The following is a 17,820-nucleotide window of genomic DNA, read 5'->3' as shown; positions in this document are numbered from 1 at the left end:
CCGCTATCCTTGAACTAATCAAATAACCTATTGACTGCTGGGGGTGCCGTAACGGCTGAGATGACTTCGTCAAACCCTTTTACCTGATCTAGATAATACTAGCGTAGGAAAGCGTCCTTCTTATGAGGCCTTTTTCTGCGGAAAATAGGTTTTTTTAATTTTAAGGAGGATATTTAATGTTTACAGATGAACTGAAGAAGCAGGCAGACCCGATTATTGAAGCGATTTATAACGACGATTTTATTCAAGGGATTATTAGAGGCGATATTAATAAAGATGCTATCCGTCATTATTTGAAGGCGGATCACTTGTATTTAAACGAATTCGCTAAAATTTACAGCCTGCTGATTGCTAAGCTTAACGACCGTGAAGGCATCAACTTCCTGCTCGGTCAGATTGACTTTGTGCTGAATGGTGAAATTGCGGCTCATCAGACAATGGCTGATTATGTCGGAGAAGATTACGACGTTATTATTAAAGACGGTGAGTGGTATCCGTCAAGCGACCACTATATTAAACATATGTATTACAATGCCTTCCGCTATGATGATGCGAGCTTCACGATATGCGCCATGGCGCCATGTCCATATGTCTACCAGCAGCTGGCGCTGAAAATAGCAGCGCGTCATGACTTAACAGGTAATCCGCTGAAGCCGTGGGTTGATTTCTATACGGTCAACATGGATGAACTCATGAATCATCTGGACCGCTGGGTCAATAATTTCGCTGAACAGGCGACTGAATATGAACGCGATATATTACGCCGTAATTTTCTGGAAAGCTGTGTGCATGAGCGACGCTTCTTCAATATGGCGGCAACGCAGGAGGAGTGGATATTCCATGCTGAAAACAGCACTATCAATAGCGGGAACTGATCCGACGGGCGGCGCCGGAACGACCGTCGACCTTAAAGTATTTCAGTCGCGCGGCGTATACGGTATGAGCGTCGTGACAAGTATCGTCGCGCAGAACACAACAGGTGTGCAGCAAGTATTCGATCAGCCGCTTGAAGTCGTTGAAGCGCAGCTGAACAGTGTCTACAGCGATATCGTGCCGGATGCGGTGAAGACCGGCATGCTGGCATCAAGCGATGTCATGGATGTCGTCAGACCGTACATTTTGAAACATCGTATCCCTTACGTCATCGATCCGGTGATGGTCGCTAAAAGCGGTGACGACCTGCTCGATGAAGCGGGTAAAACGGCCGTGCGCTATAAGCTGCTGGACCTTGCGACGGTCGCGACACCAAACTTACCGGAACTTGAACGTATTCTTCAGATGACCATCGAAACGAAAGAAGATATCGATAAGGCCGGCAAAATGTTCGTCAATGAAATCGGTGCGCAGTCGGTCGTCATTAAAGGCGGTCATATGGAAGGTGACGCCACAGATTACTTATTTACGAAAGCGGGCTGCATCGAACTGACAGCACAGCGGACGCCGACGCATCATACGCACGGCACCGGCTGTACATTCGGCGCTGTCATCACAGCAGAACTTGCTAAAGGGCGCACGATTGAAGACAGCGTCCGGACAGCGAAAGCTTATATTACAAGCGCAATAATAAATACGCCGAAACTTGGCCGTGGTAATGGACCGGTCAATCATTTCAGCTATCCACTGGAGGATGTATGATGAGAATCAATGAAGTAAGAGAACATGCACCACTTGTCCTATGCATCACAAATGATGTCGTCAAGAACTTCACGGCGAACGGACTGCTGGCACTCGGCGCAAGCCCGATCATGGCGATTGATGAAGCGGAACTTGAAGAGCTGATCGAACACTGTGGTGCAGTGCTGATTAATATCGGGACATTGTCGACTGCAGTGATGCCGTCCATTGAAACAGCAATACAGGCAGCGAACAAGCATCATGTACCGGTCGTGCTGGATCCAGTGGCATGCGGCGCGACAAACTTTCGGAAGGAATTCTGTCTGAAGCTGCTGCGCCAATATCATATCAGTGTCATACGCGGCAATGCATCTGAACTGCAAAGTCTGTCCGCGGAAGTGGCGATGAAAGGAACGGACAGTGATACGTCGCTTAATACAGCAGTTGTTGCCAGAGCAGCGGGCGAGTATTTTAATACGGCGGTCGTTGTGACAGGAGCGATTGATGCTGTCTATGTCGACGGGACAGTGATGAAGCTCGCTAACGGCACGCCGATGCTGACGAAAGTGACAGGCGGCGGCTGCTTATTAGGAGCAATCGTCAGTGCTTTTATATATAATGAAGTCAAACCGACATTGTCTATGCTGACAGAAGCAGTAAGCTTTTATAATATCGCCGCTGAACGCGCGGCGCAGCGTGATAATGGGACTCTGCCCGGGCATTTTCAAATTAACCTGCTGGATATGCTGCAGGAGACAGGAGAAAGTGAGATAGCAGAGAATATGCGAGCGGAAGAAGTGGATTAAATGTTTGAGCGACGGATGCTGCAGCTTTATTTTATTTGCGGAACGACGGATGTTCCGGGCGGCAATATTGAACAGGTACTCAAAGAAGCACTTACAGCAGGTATCACGATGTTTCAGTTCAGAGAAAAAGGCGATAGTGCATTGACCGGCGACGCTAAATTAGCGATGGCACTGAAGCTGAAAGAACTATGTCTGCATCATCAAGTACCTTTTATTGTGAATGACGACTGGGAACTCGCGGTCCGGATTGCTGCGGACGGCGTCCATCTCGGTCAGGACGACCAGGACATCAAGGAAATCATCAATTATTTTCCGGATAAGATTATCGGTCTGTCTGTGAGCGATTTCCAGGAATATGACCGGTCTGACCTTACGCACGTTGATTATATCGGTGTCGGTCCAGTGTACGAGACGAGCTCAAAGAGTGATGCAAAGAAACCCGGCGGTATCGAACTGATCCGCAAAATGAGGCTGTACGATGAAGATATCCCGATTGTAGCGATCGGCGGCGTTACGAATAAGAACTGTGAACCGATTTTAAAAGCAGGGGCAGACGGTGTCTCTACAATTTCGTCAATTGCTCGCAGCAGCAATATTGAACAAGATGTGAAAGCTTATCTTCATTATTATCAGAAAAACTGATAATCATTAAAGGAATAGTTTAATACAAGTTAAAAATATGGTAAAATAACCTCTATGTGAAAGAATACTATGAGGTGAAGAAATGAAGAAAAAGGCAATATTGCCATTATTGTTCGGTGTTATGATTTTTCTGGCCGGGTGTGACTACTCCAAGGAATCCAACCGAAACGGCTTTTTCTATGATACATTTGTACGTCCGCTTGACCATCTAATTCACTGGTTAGGTGCTAATATGGGCCATAACTACGGCCTTGCGATTATCGCGATTACATTGATTGTCCGTCTGGCATTGTTCCCGTTCATGATGAAAACATACAAAAACCAGAGCGTCATGAAAGAGAAGATGAACTTGATTCAGCCGCAGCTGAAAGCAATCCAGGAAAGAGTGAAACACGCGCGCACGCAGGAAGAGAAGATGGCAGCTAACCAGGAGATGATGGCGTTATACAAAGAAAACAACATCAATCCGTTGAACATGGGCTGTCTGCCGCTGCTTATTCAGCTGCCGATCGTTACAGGGTTGTTCTATGTGCTGAAATATCCGTCAACAGGCGGGATTACTGAATATCCGAACTTCTTATGGTTCCATCTGACAAAACCAGATATTATCATGACGATTATTGCGGGTCTTGTCTATGCGCTGCAGGCTTATGTTTCTATGCAGAACATTCCTGATGAGCAGAAAGCACAGATGCGTATGATGATGTTCATCTCACCAATCATGATTGTGTGGATGTCATTTATCTCACCAGCTGCCCTGCCGTTATACTGGGCAGTCGGTGGATTGTTCCTTGTCTTCCAGACATGGCTTGGCAACAAATTCTACAAGAAGAAAGTTCATGAAGATATGAAGCCGTTAGTAGAGGCACATGCACAGAATCAGGCGGCCGCTGCTAAAAACACGACAGTTGCACCGAAGAAAAAGAAAAGAAAATAATAGTGATTACTTAACGGATGCCCGCGGGCATCCGTTTTTTTCATATAAAACTAAGGACTTATAACTATTTCAGCAAGTTCCACTTTCTGGCAGTTCTTGGTGTTGTCGCAACGGGTGTTAAGCTGGATCCCGCAAATCCGCTGGCATCAGCCTTCCAGTTCGCGCTCAGCGATATCGGCCCGAAAATCTTCGGCCTTGTTCTGCTGGCAGCCGCACTGACATCTGTTATTGGTGCAGCATACACGAGTGCTTCATTCCTGAGAAGCTTCCATCCTTTCTTTGAGAAGTACAATAATATTGTCATCATCGTCTTTATTGTCTTTTCTACTCTCGTCTTCGTCTTAATCGGTAAACCGGTCAAACTATTGATTTTAGCAGGCGCATTCAATGGTCTGATTTTACCGGTCACATTGACGGCGATTTTGATCGCTTCACAGAAGAAATCAATCGTCGGCGATTATAAACACCCGAAGTGGATGCTCGTCTTCGGCATACTTGCAGTTATCGTCACTATCTTTGCAGGTTACATGTCACTGCAGGGGTTAGGACAGCTGTGGAATTCATAATTAAAAAACGGAAATCCTGTCATAGGATTTCCGTTTTTGTTTGCGTTATTTTAATGCCATTCCTGCTTGAAGCGGTCGACAAACGCCTCCATGTATGCGGTCCGCTCTTCGGCAAGCTGCCGGCCTCTAGTAGTGTTCATCAGCTCTTTCAATGTGAAGAGCTTCTCGTAGAAGTGATTGATGGCAGTCGACTGCGCCCGGTAATCTGCTGTTGCTAAATCTCTCGGCGCGCGGTCAGGGTCATACATCACATCGCCGAATGCACCAGCATACATGAATGTCCGGGCGATGCCGATCGCGCCGAGCGCATCGAGCCGGTCGGCGTCCTGAACTACTTTTCCTTCCAAGGAACGGAGTTTACCGGCGTTTTTGCCGCCTTTAAAGCTGATATATTGTAAAATATGGGTAATCGCTGCCCGCTTGTCAGCAGCGAGCTGGACGCTGTCAAAGAACTGCTCCAGCTGCTGCCATGCACGTGCTGGTTCTACAAGCTTATCGTCGACCGTGTCATGAAGCAGCGCTGCCATCTCGACGATGAACAAGTCTGCCTGCTCTTCCCGGCCGATGAGCAGTGCCATTTTTCTGACCCGCTCAATATGGCTGTAATCGTGACCTGATGAATCCCCGGAGTGTACATTCATTACAAATAATTCTGCCGCTGTTATGATAGGTTGCATTGCGTTAGTTTTTCCTTTCCGCTTCAGTTTACTTTATAAGTTTAACGTAGTATAATGTGTTTACTTTAAATATCTGAATATTAAAACAATTAGGAGTGATAATCATGGAAACTACTTATACTTACAAACTGACACATCTGCAAAAGATGGCAGCTTTCGGTTTTCTGGCACTTCACACTGTATTCTTCTTGAATATTGCCTGTGATTTCATGTTTTTTCATATTTAAAGAATCGGTGATATCAGGCGTGCGACTGCTTCTTTTATTTTTATCCATGGTGTGCGCTGGCTGTAGATTTCTTCAGTCAGCTCACTTGATACTTTTATATCTTCCTCAAATGTCTTTCTCACTTTCACCGCAAGCTCACGGTCATAGATGAAGGCATTGACCTCGAAGTTCAAATCAAAGCTTCTTACATCCATGTTTGCTGTTCCCACACTTGCAATTTCATCATCTATCACAATAGTTTTGGCATGAAGGAACCCGTTCTCGTAAATGAATACTTTCGCTCCTGTTTTCAGCAGTTCACCGACATTCGAATAAGTCGCCCAGTAGACGAATGGATGATCCGGCTTATTAGGAATCATTACATTGACGGCAACTCCTGATAACGCAGCTACTTTCAGTGAATCGAGAAACGACGTATCCGGGATGAAGTAAGGCGTTTGTATGTAGATGGATTTCTTGGCATCACCGATCATCTTCAAGTAACCGTATTTAATCTGCTGCCACTGGTCATCTGGTCCACTTGAGGCAATCTGGATGCCGACACCGCCGCCGCTCTGCACGTCAGGGAAGTACTGTGGTTCGTGTATCATCCGATGACGGTTGGACTGCGAGTTCCAGTCGAGCATGAATCTCAGCTGCAGCGCATTGACCGCATCGCCCTCTAGACGAAGATGTGTGTCACGCCAGTAGCCGAAGCGTTTGTTCAGTCCCAAATATTCATCGCCGACGTTGAACCCACCGACGTAGCCGATACGGCCGTCGATAACGACGATTTTCCTATGGTTCCGGTTATTCAGGCGGAAGTTGATGAGCGGCAGTATGGACGGGAAGAACGCTTCGACATGACCGCCGAGCTTTTTAAAGTCTTTGAACTTTGATAACGTCAGCGTTCTCGAACCCATATCATCATAGAGCATTCTGACTTCGATGCCTTCTTCAAGCTTCTGCTCGAGGGCGTCGATGATCTCTTTGCCGATACCGTCTTTTTTGAAAATGTAATACTGAATATGAATATGATCGGTCGCATTCAATATATCGGCAATCAGCCGGTCGAATTTTTTGCGGCCGTCCGTGAACACTTCGACTTTGTTGTCAGTCGTTAAAAATGCCGGCTGGTTCATCAGCATCATGCGGATCATGTCTTTATGTTTATTGATTTCCGCCGTCGGTTCACGCAGCAAATTGTTGTCGAGCGCCACGAGCTGTTCATTAATGACTGTCTCAAGACCAATCTTATCTTCTTCGTCCAGCCTGAACAATGTCTGGCGCTGAATCTGCCGGCCGAACAGCAAGTACAGTATAAACCCTAAAATCGGCAGGAAGAACAGGACGAGCAGCCAGGCCCATGTAGAGGCGGCGGCTCTCCGCTCCAGAAAGATGAGAATGAAGGCCAGGAATATATTGAAGATAAAGGCGATAAACAGCAGCGTAGAGAAAATCTGAGGGAGTTCCCTCGAAAGAAAATCAAGCATAGTCACGGCCTCCTTTTGATTACTGTTTATTATACATGACATCCGATATTTATGACTGTTTGAGCATGAAGTTCAGGCGATTTACATGATGCATATAAATTTTTCGAAAACTTTACACAAATAGGTCCATGGCCCTATGGATAATGCTGAATAATTTGGGTAGAATATAATTATTAAAGAGACAGGAGAGATTGTTATGCCGAATACACAGGACAAAATGAAGAACGTTGTGAATCTCTTATCCACGCTCGGTGTCAATATTTCTAAAACAAAATCGCGCCTTGAAGTGATGCGGACGCTGCCGCACGTCGCACCTGCTAAACTGAAATAACATTTATTAAACATAATAATCAATAAAAGACCGATGACATGTCATCGGTCTTTTATTGATTGGTTTGAATGATGATAGAAGATGCTGAGGGCGATGCCGATGCCGCACATCTGAGCCCAGAGCGCGCTGCCGCCGTAACTGATGAAGGGCAGTGGAATGCCGGTGATCGGAACAAGCTGGATCGTCATACCAATGTTCTGGAAGACGTGGAAGACAAGCATACTCAGGAAGCCGATCAGAAATAGTGCACTGAAAGGATGATCCGCATGCTGGGCAAGTCTGATCAAGTGAATGAACAGTGCAAGAAACAGGACGAGTACGATGATCGCACCGATAAACCCGAATTCTTCACCGATGACAGAGAAAATGAAGTCCGTATGATTTTCAGGAATATAGACTTCGCCGTTTTTAAATCCTTTGCCGAACAAGCCGCCGGAACCGATAGCCTTCATGGATTCTACTAAGTGGAAGCCGTCACCTTCGCTGTAAGCGCCGGGGTCAAGCCATGAGTTGATCCGGCCGAGCTGATAAGTCTGAATGCCGAGTACTTTTTCAATCCATGATGGCCGGTAAATAATGCCGAGTATCAATGTTGTGCCGATAGCCGCGACTCCGATGAGGAACGGTGCAAGAATGCGCCAGCTGACGCCTGACACGATGACTGTACCGAGAATGATGGAGAGCAGCACGAGAGTCGTTCCTAAGTCATTCTGCAGCAGGATCAGTCCCATCGGCAGCAGCGCCGTGATGAATATTTTAACGAGCAGCATAACATCTGTCTGCAGCGTCTTGTTGAATGTGAAGCGGTTATGCCGGTAAATGACATTCGCAAGTGCCAGCATCAAAGTGATTTTCATGAACTCTGACGGCTGCAGACTGATTGGACCGAGCCTGTACCAGCTCTTCGCACCATTGATGATCGGTGTGAAGGAGGAGTCGGGCAGCACATAAAGTCCAAGCAGTGCGAAGTTCACAAGGAAATAAACCGGCCAGACGAATTTCCGCAATGTTTTTGGACTGATGAACATGAGCGTGAGTGCGATAATGAAGCCGAGCGCATAATACAGCACTTGACGTTTGGCAAAATTTGTCTCGTATTGCTGACCTGCCATAGCAGATGTGATGATTGTCAGGCTGACCGCTGCGAACAGCATCAGCAGAACAATCAGCCACCAGTCTACTTTGTCGAGCCGGAAATGTTTGCGTGATAAGACCATGAATAGCTCCTTACTGTAGATAATAGTTATATTATACCTTATGAGACCTGAAGTTTAAAATGCAGTTGTGATAAAATAATGCAACACAGGTTTTATCGTGATAGTATTACTATATTAACATGTTGGAGGAAGATTATGACTAAAGAAAATATTTGTATCGTTTATGGCGGCAAAAGCGCCGAACATGATGTTTCTATATTAACAGCGCAATCAGTGATCAACGCGATGGATAAAGAAAAATATGCAATCGATATCATTTATATCACTAACGATGGCGAGTGGATCAAAGGTCAGCCGATCAGCGGGCCGATAGAAGATGCTGAAGTGCTCCGTCTGACGAAGAGCGATGATGCACCTATTACGCATTTACTGCGGCAGGCAGTGAACGGCGGCACTTATGATACCATCTTCCCGCTGCTGCATGGGCCGAACGGTGAAGACGGAACGATTCAAGGATTGTTCGAAGTGCTGGACTTACCTTATGTCGGTAACGGTGTGCTATCCGCATCAAGTTCAATGGATAAGCTTGTCATGAAACAGCTGTTTGCCAACCGTGGACTGCCGCAGCTGCCTTATGTCAGCTTTCTCCGCAGTGAATTTGAAAAATACCGCAGTAATATTATCGAGCTGGTCAATACGAAACTTCAGTACCCGGTATTTGTTAAGCCGGCAAACCTCGGTTCATCGGTCGGCATCTCCAAATGTACTAATAAAGAAGAGCTCATCAAAGGAATTGAAGAAGCGCTGCAGTTTGACCGCAAATTAGTGGTGGAACAAGGAATTGAAGCCCGGGAGATAGAAGTAGCGGTACTTGGCAACGACAATCCGGAAACAACATTGCCGGGTGAAGTCGTTAAAGACGTCAGCTTCTATGATTACAAAGCGAAGTATAAAGACGGCAACGTGAAGCTTCAGATTCCTGCTGATATTCCGTCAGAAGTCGCAGAGACACTCCGCAATATGGCAGTAGAAGCATTCAAGGCGACGGACTGTTCAGGTCTTGTACGGGCGGACTTCTTTGTGACTGAAGATCATACAATCTATATTAATGAGACGAATGCGATGCCGGGCTTCACGAAGTTCAGCATGTACCCGCTGCTCTGGCAGAACATGGGTGTATCTTACAGTGAACTCATCACACGTCTGATTGAACTGTCAAAAGAGCGCTACGCTGACAAGAAAAAAATAAAGTATAAAATGGACTGATTGACATGATAAAACGCACATTACAGGAAATCGCACAGATGGCCGGCGGAACAGTCAGTGATGCCTATAAAACGACCGAAGTGGCAGGAGTCGCCATCGATTCCCGGAAAATCACTGAAGGTGTTCTGTTCATCCCTTTTAAAGGAGAGCAGACGGATGGTCATCGCTTTGTTAGTCAGGCGATAGCGGACGGTGCTGCCGCAAGCTTCTGGCAGGAGGATGTGCCGGGTGCTCCGGCGGACTTACCGCTCGTGATGGTGGACGACTGTCTACAAGCATTGCAGCGCTTAAGCAGAGCCTATCTTAAAGAAGTGAAGCCGAAAGTCATCGGGATTACCGGCTCTAACGGCAAGACAACGACAAAAGATATAGTTAGTGCAGTGCTGTCACCTGTCTTCAAAGTCAAGAAAACATTCGGTAACTATAATAATGAAATCGGGCTGCCGCTGACAATCTGCCAGCTGGATGACGACACTGAAATCTCCATACTTGAGATGGGGATGTCAGGTTTCGGGGAAATCTCACTGCTGTCGACACTTGCTGAACCGGATGTCGCAGTCATCACGAATATCGGGGAGAGCCATATGCGTGACCTGGGTTCACGAGCAGGCATTGCCAGGGCGAAGTTTGAAATTACCGACGGCCTCAGCGGACTATTCATCTATGACGGCGATGAGCCGCTGCTTGCGCCTCTTGCTGAAACGTATAAGGGCGAACGGGCAGCGCTCGGCCTGAATGAAGATAACCCGTACCGCATCACTGATATCCATATGACCGACGGCGCTATTCAGTTCAAAGTGACGCCGTCTGACACCGTATTCACGCTGCCGATGCTCGGCATCCATAACGCCCGGAACGCGGCGATCGCTATTTTGATCGGCAGACGTTTCGGCCTGACAGACGAAGCGATCAATATGCATCTTCAGCAGCTGGAGATGACGGGTATGCGGATGGAACAGCTCGCAGGACCGAACGGCAGTCTGCTGATCAACGATGCTTATAATGCGAGCCCGACGAGCATGAAGGCCGCTATCGATACAGTGAATGGGATGACCGGCGATAAATATATCGTGCTGAGCGATGTACTGGAGCTTGGTCCTGATGAAGAGCAGTATCACCGTGAAGTCGGCAAGTATTTTGACGGCATGCAAATGACGGTTATTACGACCGGCCGGGCGGCTGAACATATTCATGATGAAGCGAAGAAATTGACGACCGCTTATCATTTTGATGATAAAGGGGCAGTCGCAGAATTTTTACGCCCGCGGCTGACGGCTGATACAGTTGTGCTGTTCAAAGCAAGCCGCGGCATGGCACTGGAAACGATTATCGAAAATATTTCGAACTAATTATGTAAGCGCATACGTCATTGAGCCGTCCACATCAGGGCGGCTTTTATTATAAGGACGACCAGTGAAATGAGAGATGGGTCATTTGCTATTAACCGGCTCAGGTGGTAGTATAGAGAAGTTAACGCGAGAGCATAGTGAAAAATCACACAGATGTTTAGTAACAAGCGACTATAAAGGAGAAAATAATTTTGCAAAAATTTAGAGAATTAGGTATCAGCGAGCCTACAATCAATGCGCTGGAAAAATTAGGGTTTACAGATCCTACCCCTATCCAATTGGATAGTATTCCCCACACAATGGCGGGAAGAGACGTACTTGGTCAAGCACAGACAGGTACTGGTAAAACGGGTGCATTCGGTATTCCGTTGATCGAGAAAGTAAAAAATAATGAGGGCATCCAAAGTTTAATTCTGGCGCCGACTCGTGAACTTGCTGTGCAGGTGGCTGACCAGCTGAAAGCATTCGGCCGCGGCCAAGGCATTCAAGTGACAACTATTTTCGGTGGTATGCCGATTGACCGTCAGATCAGAGAGCTGAAGAAGAAACCTCAAATCGTTGTCGGTACACCAGGACGTGTCATCGACCATTTAAACCGTCGTACTTTAAAGACAGACCAGATCAATACATTGATTCTTGATGAAGCAGATGAAATGATGAACATGGGGTTCATCGATGATATGCGTTTCATCATGGATAAACTACCGAAAGAAAACCGTCAGACATTACTCTTCTCAGCGACAATGCCTAAAGCGATCCAGGAACTTGTTCAGAAGTTCATGAATGATCCTATCGTTGTTAAGACGATGACAAACGTCGATTCTAATCCGGATATCGATGAATATTACACAATCGTCAAAGAACTTGAGAAGTTCGATACATTCACAAGCTTCCTCGATGTTCACAGCCCTGAACTTGCAATCGTCTTCGGCCGTACAAAACGCCGTGTTGACGAACTGACAAGCGCGTTAATTTCTAAAGGCTACCGTGCAGAAGGTCTTCACGGTGACATCACTCAGGCGAAACGTCTTGAAGTACTGAAAAAATTCAAGAACGATGCGATCGACATCCTCGTTGCAACAGACGTTGCTGCACGTGGATTAGATATCTCGGGCGTATCTCACGTCTATAACTTCGATATCCCGCAGGACGTTGAAAGTTACACGCACCGTATCGGTCGTACAGGCCGTGCCGGTAAACATGGTATGGCGATTTCATTCGTCAACCCGATCGAAATGGATTATATCCGTCAGATCGAAAAAGAGAAGAACCGCACGATGAAAGCCCTGCGTCCACCAACACCAGGCGAAGTGATGAAAGCCCGCGAAAGCGAAGTGAAGAAGAAAGTTGCTGAATGGGTGGCGAAACCTTCTGAAGAACGCGTTGAATCTATCGCAGCTAATCTGCTTGAAGAATATGGTGACGTGAAATTAGTCACTGCTCTGCTGCAGGAGCTGATTCAGTCAAACAGCGAAGTCGATGTTCAATTGACATTCGAAAAACCACTTGGCCGTAAAGGCGGTAAATCATCTTACGGACGTCGCGGCGGCAGCGCAGGCGGCAGCCGAAACTTCAAACCGGGTCAGAAACGTCGTGACAGCAAAGACGGTCGTCGTAAACCACATGACCGCAGTGCTGGCGCAAGCAAACCAAAAACATTCAAAGGCCGTACATTTGCGGACCATAAAAAATAGTAAGCCTGAAAAGTTAAATTCCGTTAGTGGAGTTTAACTTTTTTATTTTTTACTGTAGTCTATGGAGGAATAGGGGGCTTCTGCTTTAGTGATGAAGCAATCTTGATGGTATGATATGTAGAAGCACTACAAACGATTAAAGGCGTATGACTGAGAGGAGGAGATGACCATCATTGCAGGAATCGGTACAGATGTTATAGAAATAGAACGTATTGCAGCACTGATGAGCGAAAAATTTATTAAGCGTATTTTGCACCCGGCGGAGATTGAACTGCTGGCTGATATGTCACATGATGCCCGCAGAATCAGTTTCACGGCCGGCCGGTTCGCCGTCAAGGAAGCTTATTCAAAGGCTTACGGTACAGGTATCGGCAGTAAATTCCGCTTTAATGATATATGCTGTCTGAATGATGCAAAAGGCAAACCTTACATCCATGACAGTCAGTACAACGTCCATGTCAGTATCGCGCATTCCACTACGGTCGCCACTGCTTTTGTTGTGCTGGAAGATAAGTAACACACAGCAGCAGATGAATAAATTTTCTGCCTTACTTTTATCAATAGCCACATCATTTATGTTAAAATCTACGTAATTCCATTTGAGGTGAAGAAATGACCACAAAATATTATCGTCCCAGTTATATCAATGTTGACTTAGACGCCATCAGCCACAATTTCAACGCTGTGCAGCGGCTGCATCCTCACAAGACGGTGATCGCTGTTGTTAAAGCTAATGCCTATGGACTCGGCGCGGTGCAGGTTGCAGGGCATCTGATGGATAACGGTGCAGAATTTTTCGCAGTAGCGACACTGGACGAAGCGATAGAGCTGAGAATGCACGGCATTAAAGCGAAGCTGCTTATTCTCGGTATCATCGAGCCGGAAGATATCAACAAGGCCCTGCGTCATCGTGTGGCGCTGACAGTGCCCGGCATAGACTGGCTGAATGAGGCGCTGTCCTATCTTAAAGAAGATAGCGATAAATCGCTCTGGCTGCATGTCAAAGTTGACACCGGCATGAACCGGATCGGCATACGGGATGTGGAGGAGTATCGTGCAGTCACTGAAGTGGTCAGACAGCACCCGGGACTTGTCTTTGAAGGTGTATTTACACATTTCAGTTCTGCTGACGTAGATAACAGCTTGACCGCTGAAGCTTATGACCGCTTTCTTGCCGTCATCAGTGAAGACCGGCCTGAGTTCATCCACTGCCAGAACTCTGCAGCGGCGCTCCGCTATGATATGTCGGAATGCACAGCACTGCGGTTCGGCATCAGTATGTACGGCTATTATCCGTCCCCGTTTATTCAGGAACAGGCGCCGCTTAAACTGAAGCCTGCGATGCAGCTTGTCAGCACGGTCAACTTCGTCAAAGAACTGGCAGCTGGTGACAGCGTCAGCTACGGCGCAGTGTACACGGCAGCAGCTGATGCAAAGGTCGCGACACTGCCGCTGGGTTATGCTGACGGTTTTCTGCGCAGTATGGAAGGCTATGCGGTTAACATTAACGGCGCTGACTGCAGAATCGTCGGCCGTATTTGTATGGATCAGCTGATGGTCGTTGTTGATGACAGTGTCCGTGTCGGCGACAAAGCGATATTGATCCATAACAAACGTAAGTCAGGTCAGTCGCTTGAGCAGGCGGCGGAACAGCAGCAGTCCATCAACTATGAAGTGCTGTGCAATTTAAGCAGACGGCTGCCGAGAATTTACCATACAAGCGGCGAGCAGACAGTTTATAATGAATTACTGAAATAAAGATAGTCTTTATTATATGCATTTGGTATGATTATCTTAATTCGTTGTTTGAATGGGGGAAGCTCATGAAGAAGTTTGAACAATTACTTGCTGAAGGATATCAATCAATGGCAGAACTGAACTTGATGATTTCTTACGAGCAATTTGAACTCGAGTGCGAGGCAAGCGAACAGAGTGATTGCTTCTTTGCATCTGAAGATGGTGAATAAATGAAACGCGGGGATGTTTATTTAGCGGATTTATCTCCTGTGAAAGGTTCTGAACAAGGTGGCAAAAGACCGGTTGTCATCATTCAGAATGATGTGGGAAATAAGTTCAGTCCGACAGTGATTGTAGCGGCTATAACCGCCAAAATTAATAAAGCGCGCATTCCGACACATGTAGAAATCGGACGGACTAATCATCAGCTGGATAAGGATTCAGTGATTCTGCTGGAGCAGATCAGAACGATTGATAAAAACAGATTGATAGATAAGCTGACTGTATTATCTCCTGACAAAATGGATGAGGTCGATGAGGCGCTTGAAATCAGTCTTGGCCTGAGTGGCCGGTCTCAGGAATAATATTGTCCGAGGAATGTCTGAGACTTTAGGAGACTAAAGTCTTTTTCATTGGAGAGAGATAGGGGGTATTAAATGAACCATATAGATACACTCGTAGAGAAATACAATATCATTTTTGATAAGTATATCGCATCTAAGAAGGAAGAAGATTTAGATGGTCTGCAGGACTTGAGTTTTGAGGCTATAGAGCACGACATTTCGCCGGAAGAAGTCGTATCACTGCATAAAGATCTGATGCTTGAGAAAGAACTGACGGCGGAAGAAGCGAAGTACTCGATGGATGTGCTGCTCGAAATGATTATGGGTTTCGGCTTCTCCTACCGTGATTATAAAGCACTGGTCCGCAAAATGGAGGCGCACGATAAAGAGATGGATGTCGCGGTCAGTCTGCAGTCAATGATGCTGAAGACGGCGATTCCTAAGCTCGACAGCATAGAAATCGGTGCAATCAGTGTGCCGGCACAGCGGGTGAACGGTGATTACTTCAACTTGATCGACCATAAAGACGGCACGATGAGCTTTGCGGTTGCCGATGTCATCGGTAAAGGTATCCCGGCAGCTCTGGCGATGAGCATGATCAAGTTCGGCATGGATTCCTACGGGCATTCCCAGCTGCCGAGTGACGGCTTGAAACGACTGAACCGGGTCGTTGAAAAGAACGTCAACCAGAATATGTTTGTCACAATGTTCTATGGTCTCTATGAAGAAGTGAACAGTAAGTTTTACTACAGTTCTGCGGGTCATGAACCCGGCTACATTTACAGAGAACAAACGGATTCTTTCCAGGAGTTGAATGCCCGGGGCATTGTCCTCGGAATCAATCCGTCGACTCGTTATGACCAGAAAGAGCATCAGATTGAAATAGGGGATATGATCATCGTCTTTACAGACGGCTTCTCTGAAATCCGCCGGCTCAACGGTGAGTTTGTCAGTACCGAAGAGCTGCTCGAAATCATTAGGGAGTATAAGCATCTGCATCCACAGGATATCGTGCAGGTGGTCTACGAGGAGCTGCTGAAACAGCAGGATCCGAAAAAACGGGATGATTTAACTATCCTTATCATTAAAAAAATTCATTAAGTGTTATATGTTTATACATAAACAAATAGGGTATAACAAACAGATTATTATAAACTGCCATAGCTAATTAGGAGTGTATCAGATGAACTTGAATATTGAAACAGTAGAACATGAGACTCACTATGATATTAAAGTAGCGGGAGAACTGGACGTTTATACAGCTCCGGAACTGCTTGAAGTACTGCAGCCGCTGCGCCAGAAAGGAACGCACGACATCCGCTTGAATATTAGCCAAGTGAGTTACATGGACTCCACTGGTCTCGGACTTTTTGTCGGTACGTTAAAGGAACTGAATAAGCATGGCCATGAACTGTATGTGTTAGGCGCGAACAGCCGAATTGAGCGTCTGTTCGACATTACCGGTCTGAAAGATCTGATGCATGTTAATGAGGGGACGGAGGTTGAGTGATGTCAAACTATGATTATGTAGAAATGCGTTTTCCTGCGTCAGCTGAATATGTAGGACTTGTCCGTCTGACATTATCCGGTATACTAAGCAGAATCGGCGCCTCTTATGATGACATCGAGGATTCTAAGATCGCAGTATCAGAGGCAGTGACTAATGCAGTGAAGCATGCTTATCAAGATGAAGTGAAAGGCGATGTGCTTGTCGGCTATGTCATCTTTGAGGACAAAGTAGAAGTCATCGTCTCAGATTCAGGGCAGAGCTTCGACTACGAGAAGACGAAGGCAGAACTAGGACCTTATAATGAAGACGAGAATGTCGATTTTATCCGCGAAGGCGGCCTCGGCTTATTCCTGATTGAATCGTTAATGGACGAAGTTAATATTAAAAAAGATGCAGGTGTAACAATCAGCATGACGAAGTATATCGCAGGGGAGCAGGTGCAACCTGATGGCGAAAGACTCAACAGCTTATAATGATGTAACACCCGAAGAAATCAATGCGTGGATCAAACTGTATCAGGACACACAGGATGAGATGGCCCAGACGACATTGGTCGAGCACTATCAGAAGCTGGTTGAATCTTTGGCATACCGTTACTCTAAAGGACAGAGCCATCATGAAGACTTAGTTCAAGTGGGAATGGTCGGCTTACTCGGTGCAATCAACCGGTTCGATGTGTCTTTTGAACGTAAGTTTGAAGCTTTCCTTGTGCCGACAGTCATCGGTGAAATCAAGCGCTACTTGCGCGATAAGACGTGGAGCGTCCACGTGCCGAGGCGGATCAAGGAAATCGGCCCAAAAATAAAAAAAGCGACTGACGAGCTGACGAACCAGCTGGGACGTTCTCCTAAAATCTCTGAGATTGCCGGCTTCCTGGAAGTCACAGATGAAGAAGTGCTGGAAGCGATGGAGATGGGGCAGAGCTATAACGCCCTCAGTGTCGATCATTCCATCGAAGCGGATAAAGACGGTTCGACAGTGACGCTTCTTGATGTAATGGGCAAGCAGGAAGACGGCTATGAACTGACTGAGAAGCGGATGATCCTTGAGAAGATTATCCCGATCTTATCTGATAGAGAACGGCAGATTATTCAGTGTACATTCATCGAAGGTCTGAGCCAGAAAGAAACCGGTGAAAAAGTAGGTCTGAGTCAGATGCATGTTTCAAGATTGCAGCGTACAGCAATTAAGAAACTGAGAGATGCCGTACAGAATAGCGAATAATTTTCAGCATGTGCCATAAAGGTACATGCTTTTTATGTTACACTCGTT

General features: G+C 46.4%; 22 protein-coding genes and 1 riboswitch. Of the genes, 19 read left to right on the top strand and 3 right to left on the bottom strand.

Annotated features, from left to right (window positions below):
• Positions 1–29: 29 nt before the first annotated feature.
• A riboswitch (TPP riboswitch) is annotated at positions 30–127 on the top strand.
• Positions 128–176: 49 nt separating this feature from the next.
• From tenA to KFV11_RS09905, 6 genes are all read left to right on the top strand, one after another.
• Positions 177–875, top strand: coding sequence for a thiaminase II (gene tenA / locus KFV11_RS09930; RefSeq protein ID WP_254249842.1), 699 nt, complete (start codon positions 177–179; stop codon positions 873–875).
• Positions 841–1,635, top strand: coding sequence for a bifunctional hydroxymethylpyrimidine kinase/phosphomethylpyrimidine kinase (gene thiD, locus KFV11_RS09925; RefSeq protein WP_254249841.1), 795 nt, complete (start codon positions 841–843; stop codon positions 1,633–1,635). The genes tenA and thiD overlap by 35 nt, the downstream gene beginning before the upstream one ends.
• On the top strand, positions 1,635–2,420 hold the full coding sequence (gene thiM / locus KFV11_RS09920; RefSeq protein WP_246143135.1) for a hydroxyethylthiazole kinase: 786 nt from the start codon (positions 1,635–1,637) through the stop codon (positions 2,418–2,420). Before thiD ends, thiM begins: the two co-directional genes overlap by 1 nt.
• Positions 2,421–3,062, top strand: coding sequence for a thiamine phosphate synthase (gene thiE / locus KFV11_RS09915; protein ID WP_254249840.1), 642 nt, complete (start codon positions 2,421–2,423; stop codon positions 3,060–3,062).
• 82 nt (positions 3,063–3,144) lie between these two features.
• Entirely contained in the window at positions 3,145–3,999 is an 855-nt protein-coding gene (yidC, locus tag KFV11_RS09910) for a membrane protein insertase YidC (protein ID WP_149459128.1), read from the top strand.
• Between the two features lie 17 nt (positions 4,000–4,016).
• A complete protein-coding gene (locus KFV11_RS09905; protein WP_367305165.1) occupies positions 4,017–4,565 on the top strand; it encodes a divalent metal cation transporter in 549 nt (182 codons plus the stop codon).
• Positions 4,566–4,615: 50 nt separating this feature from the next.
• Here the strand turns inward: KFV11_RS09905 and KFV11_RS09900 are convergent, their stop codons facing one another.
• Positions 4,616–5,242, bottom strand: a complete 627-nt coding sequence (locus KFV11_RS09900) for an HD domain-containing protein (RefSeq protein ID WP_149459126.1) — start codon at positions 5,240–5,242, stop codon at positions 4,616–4,618.
• 104 nt (positions 5,243–5,346) lie between these two features.
• Here KFV11_RS09900 and KFV11_RS11715 point away from each other — a divergent pair, with 104 nt between their 5' ends.
• Positions 5,347–5,469 carry a hypothetical protein gene (locus KFV11_RS11715; RefSeq protein ID WP_302054840.1) on the top strand — a complete coding sequence of 41 codons (123 nt, stop codon included), beginning with the start codon at positions 5,347–5,349 and terminating at the stop codon, positions 5,467–5,469.
• Here KFV11_RS11715 and cls read toward each other — a convergent pair.
• Positions 5,466–6,941, bottom strand: coding sequence for a cardiolipin synthase (gene cls, locus KFV11_RS09895; protein WP_149459125.1), 1,476 nt, complete (start codon positions 6,939–6,941; stop codon positions 5,466–5,468). The two genes, KFV11_RS11715 and cls, sit on opposite strands and share 4 nt — an antisense overlap.
• A 196-nt stretch (positions 6,942–7,137) precedes the next feature.
• Between cls and KFV11_RS09890 the strand changes: the two genes are divergently transcribed.
• Positions 7,138–7,272, top strand: coding sequence for an Lmo0850 family protein (locus KFV11_RS09890; protein ID WP_254249839.1), 135 nt, complete (start codon positions 7,138–7,140; stop codon positions 7,270–7,272).
• Positions 7,273–7,313: 41 nt separating this feature from the next.
• Here the strand turns inward: KFV11_RS09890 and KFV11_RS09885 are convergent, their stop codons facing one another.
• Positions 7,314–8,489, bottom strand: coding sequence for an FtsW/RodA/SpoVE family cell cycle protein (locus KFV11_RS09885; protein WP_149459124.1), 1,176 nt, complete (start codon positions 8,487–8,489; stop codon positions 7,314–7,316).
• A gap of 135 nt (positions 8,490–8,624) precedes the next feature.
• On the opposite strand from KFV11_RS09885, the gene KFV11_RS09880 reads away from it, so the two are divergent.
• The 11 genes from KFV11_RS09880 (at position 8,625) to sigB (ending at position 17,772) form a co-directional block, all read left to right on the top strand.
• A complete protein-coding gene (locus KFV11_RS09880) occupies positions 8,625–9,695 on the top strand; it encodes a D-alanine--D-alanine ligase (RefSeq protein ID WP_254249838.1) in 1,071 nt (356 codons plus the stop codon).
• Between the two features lie 5 nt (positions 9,696–9,700).
• Positions 9,701–11,044: a UDP-N-acetylmuramoyl-tripeptide--D-alanyl-D-alanine ligase gene (locus tag KFV11_RS09875; protein WP_254249837.1), complete on the top strand. Its 1,344-nt coding sequence runs from the start codon at positions 9,701–9,703 to the stop codon at positions 11,042–11,044.
• Positions 11,045–11,235: 191 nt separating this feature from the next.
• Positions 11,236–12,738: a degradosome RNA helicase CshA gene (cshA, locus tag KFV11_RS09870; protein ID WP_149459121.1), complete on the top strand. Its 1,503-nt coding sequence runs from the start codon at positions 11,236–11,238 to the stop codon at positions 12,736–12,738.
• 169 nt (positions 12,739–12,907) lie between these two features.
• Positions 12,908–13,255: a holo-ACP synthase gene (gene acpS / locus KFV11_RS09865; RefSeq protein WP_149459318.1), complete on the top strand. Its 348-nt coding sequence runs from the start codon at positions 12,908–12,910 to the stop codon at positions 13,253–13,255.
• Positions 13,256–13,350: 95 nt separating this feature from the next.
• Complete coding sequence (alr, locus tag KFV11_RS09860; protein WP_254249836.1) at positions 13,351–14,496, top strand: alanine racemase; 1,146 nt, start codon at positions 13,351–13,353, stop codon at positions 14,494–14,496.
• A 65-nt stretch (positions 14,497–14,561) separates the two neighbouring features.
• Positions 14,562–14,705 carry an antitoxin MazE gene (locus tag KFV11_RS09855; protein WP_254249835.1) on the top strand — a complete coding sequence of 48 codons (144 nt, stop codon included), beginning with the start codon at positions 14,562–14,564 and terminating at the stop codon, positions 14,703–14,705.
• Positions 14,706–15,059, top strand: a complete 354-nt coding sequence (locus tag KFV11_RS09850) for a type II toxin-antitoxin system PemK/MazF family toxin (protein ID WP_149459118.1) — start codon at positions 14,706–14,708, stop codon at positions 15,057–15,059.
• A gap of 81 nt (positions 15,060–15,140) precedes the next feature.
• Complete coding sequence (locus KFV11_RS09845; protein WP_425463260.1) at positions 15,141–16,139, top strand: SpoIIE family protein phosphatase; 999 nt, start codon at positions 15,141–15,143, stop codon at positions 16,137–16,139.
• Between the two features lie 82 nt (positions 16,140–16,221).
• A complete protein-coding gene (locus KFV11_RS09840; RefSeq protein WP_254249834.1) occupies positions 16,222–16,548 on the top strand; it encodes an anti-sigma factor antagonist in 327 nt (108 codons plus the stop codon).
• Positions 16,545–17,021: an anti-sigma B factor RsbW gene (rsbW, locus tag KFV11_RS09835; RefSeq protein WP_149459115.1), complete on the top strand. Its 477-nt coding sequence runs from the start codon at positions 16,545–16,547 to the stop codon at positions 17,019–17,021. The genes KFV11_RS09840 and rsbW overlap by 4 nt, the downstream gene beginning before the upstream one ends.
• The gene (gene sigB / locus KFV11_RS09830; RefSeq protein ID WP_149459114.1) at positions 16,996–17,772 is read left to right on the top strand and encodes an RNA polymerase sigma factor SigB; all 777 of its coding nucleotides are present in this window, start codon (positions 16,996–16,998) and stop codon (positions 17,770–17,772) included. Before rsbW ends, sigB begins: the two co-directional genes overlap by 26 nt.
• The last annotated feature ends 48 nt before the right edge of the window (positions 17,773–17,820 follow it).

The sequence above is a fragment of the Macrococcus equipercicus genome, assembly GCF_024205945.1.
GTDB lineage: Bacteria > Bacillota > Bacilli > Staphylococcales > Staphylococcaceae > Macrococcus > Macrococcus equipercicus.
This window is presented reverse-complemented; position numbering and strand designations above follow the sequence as displayed.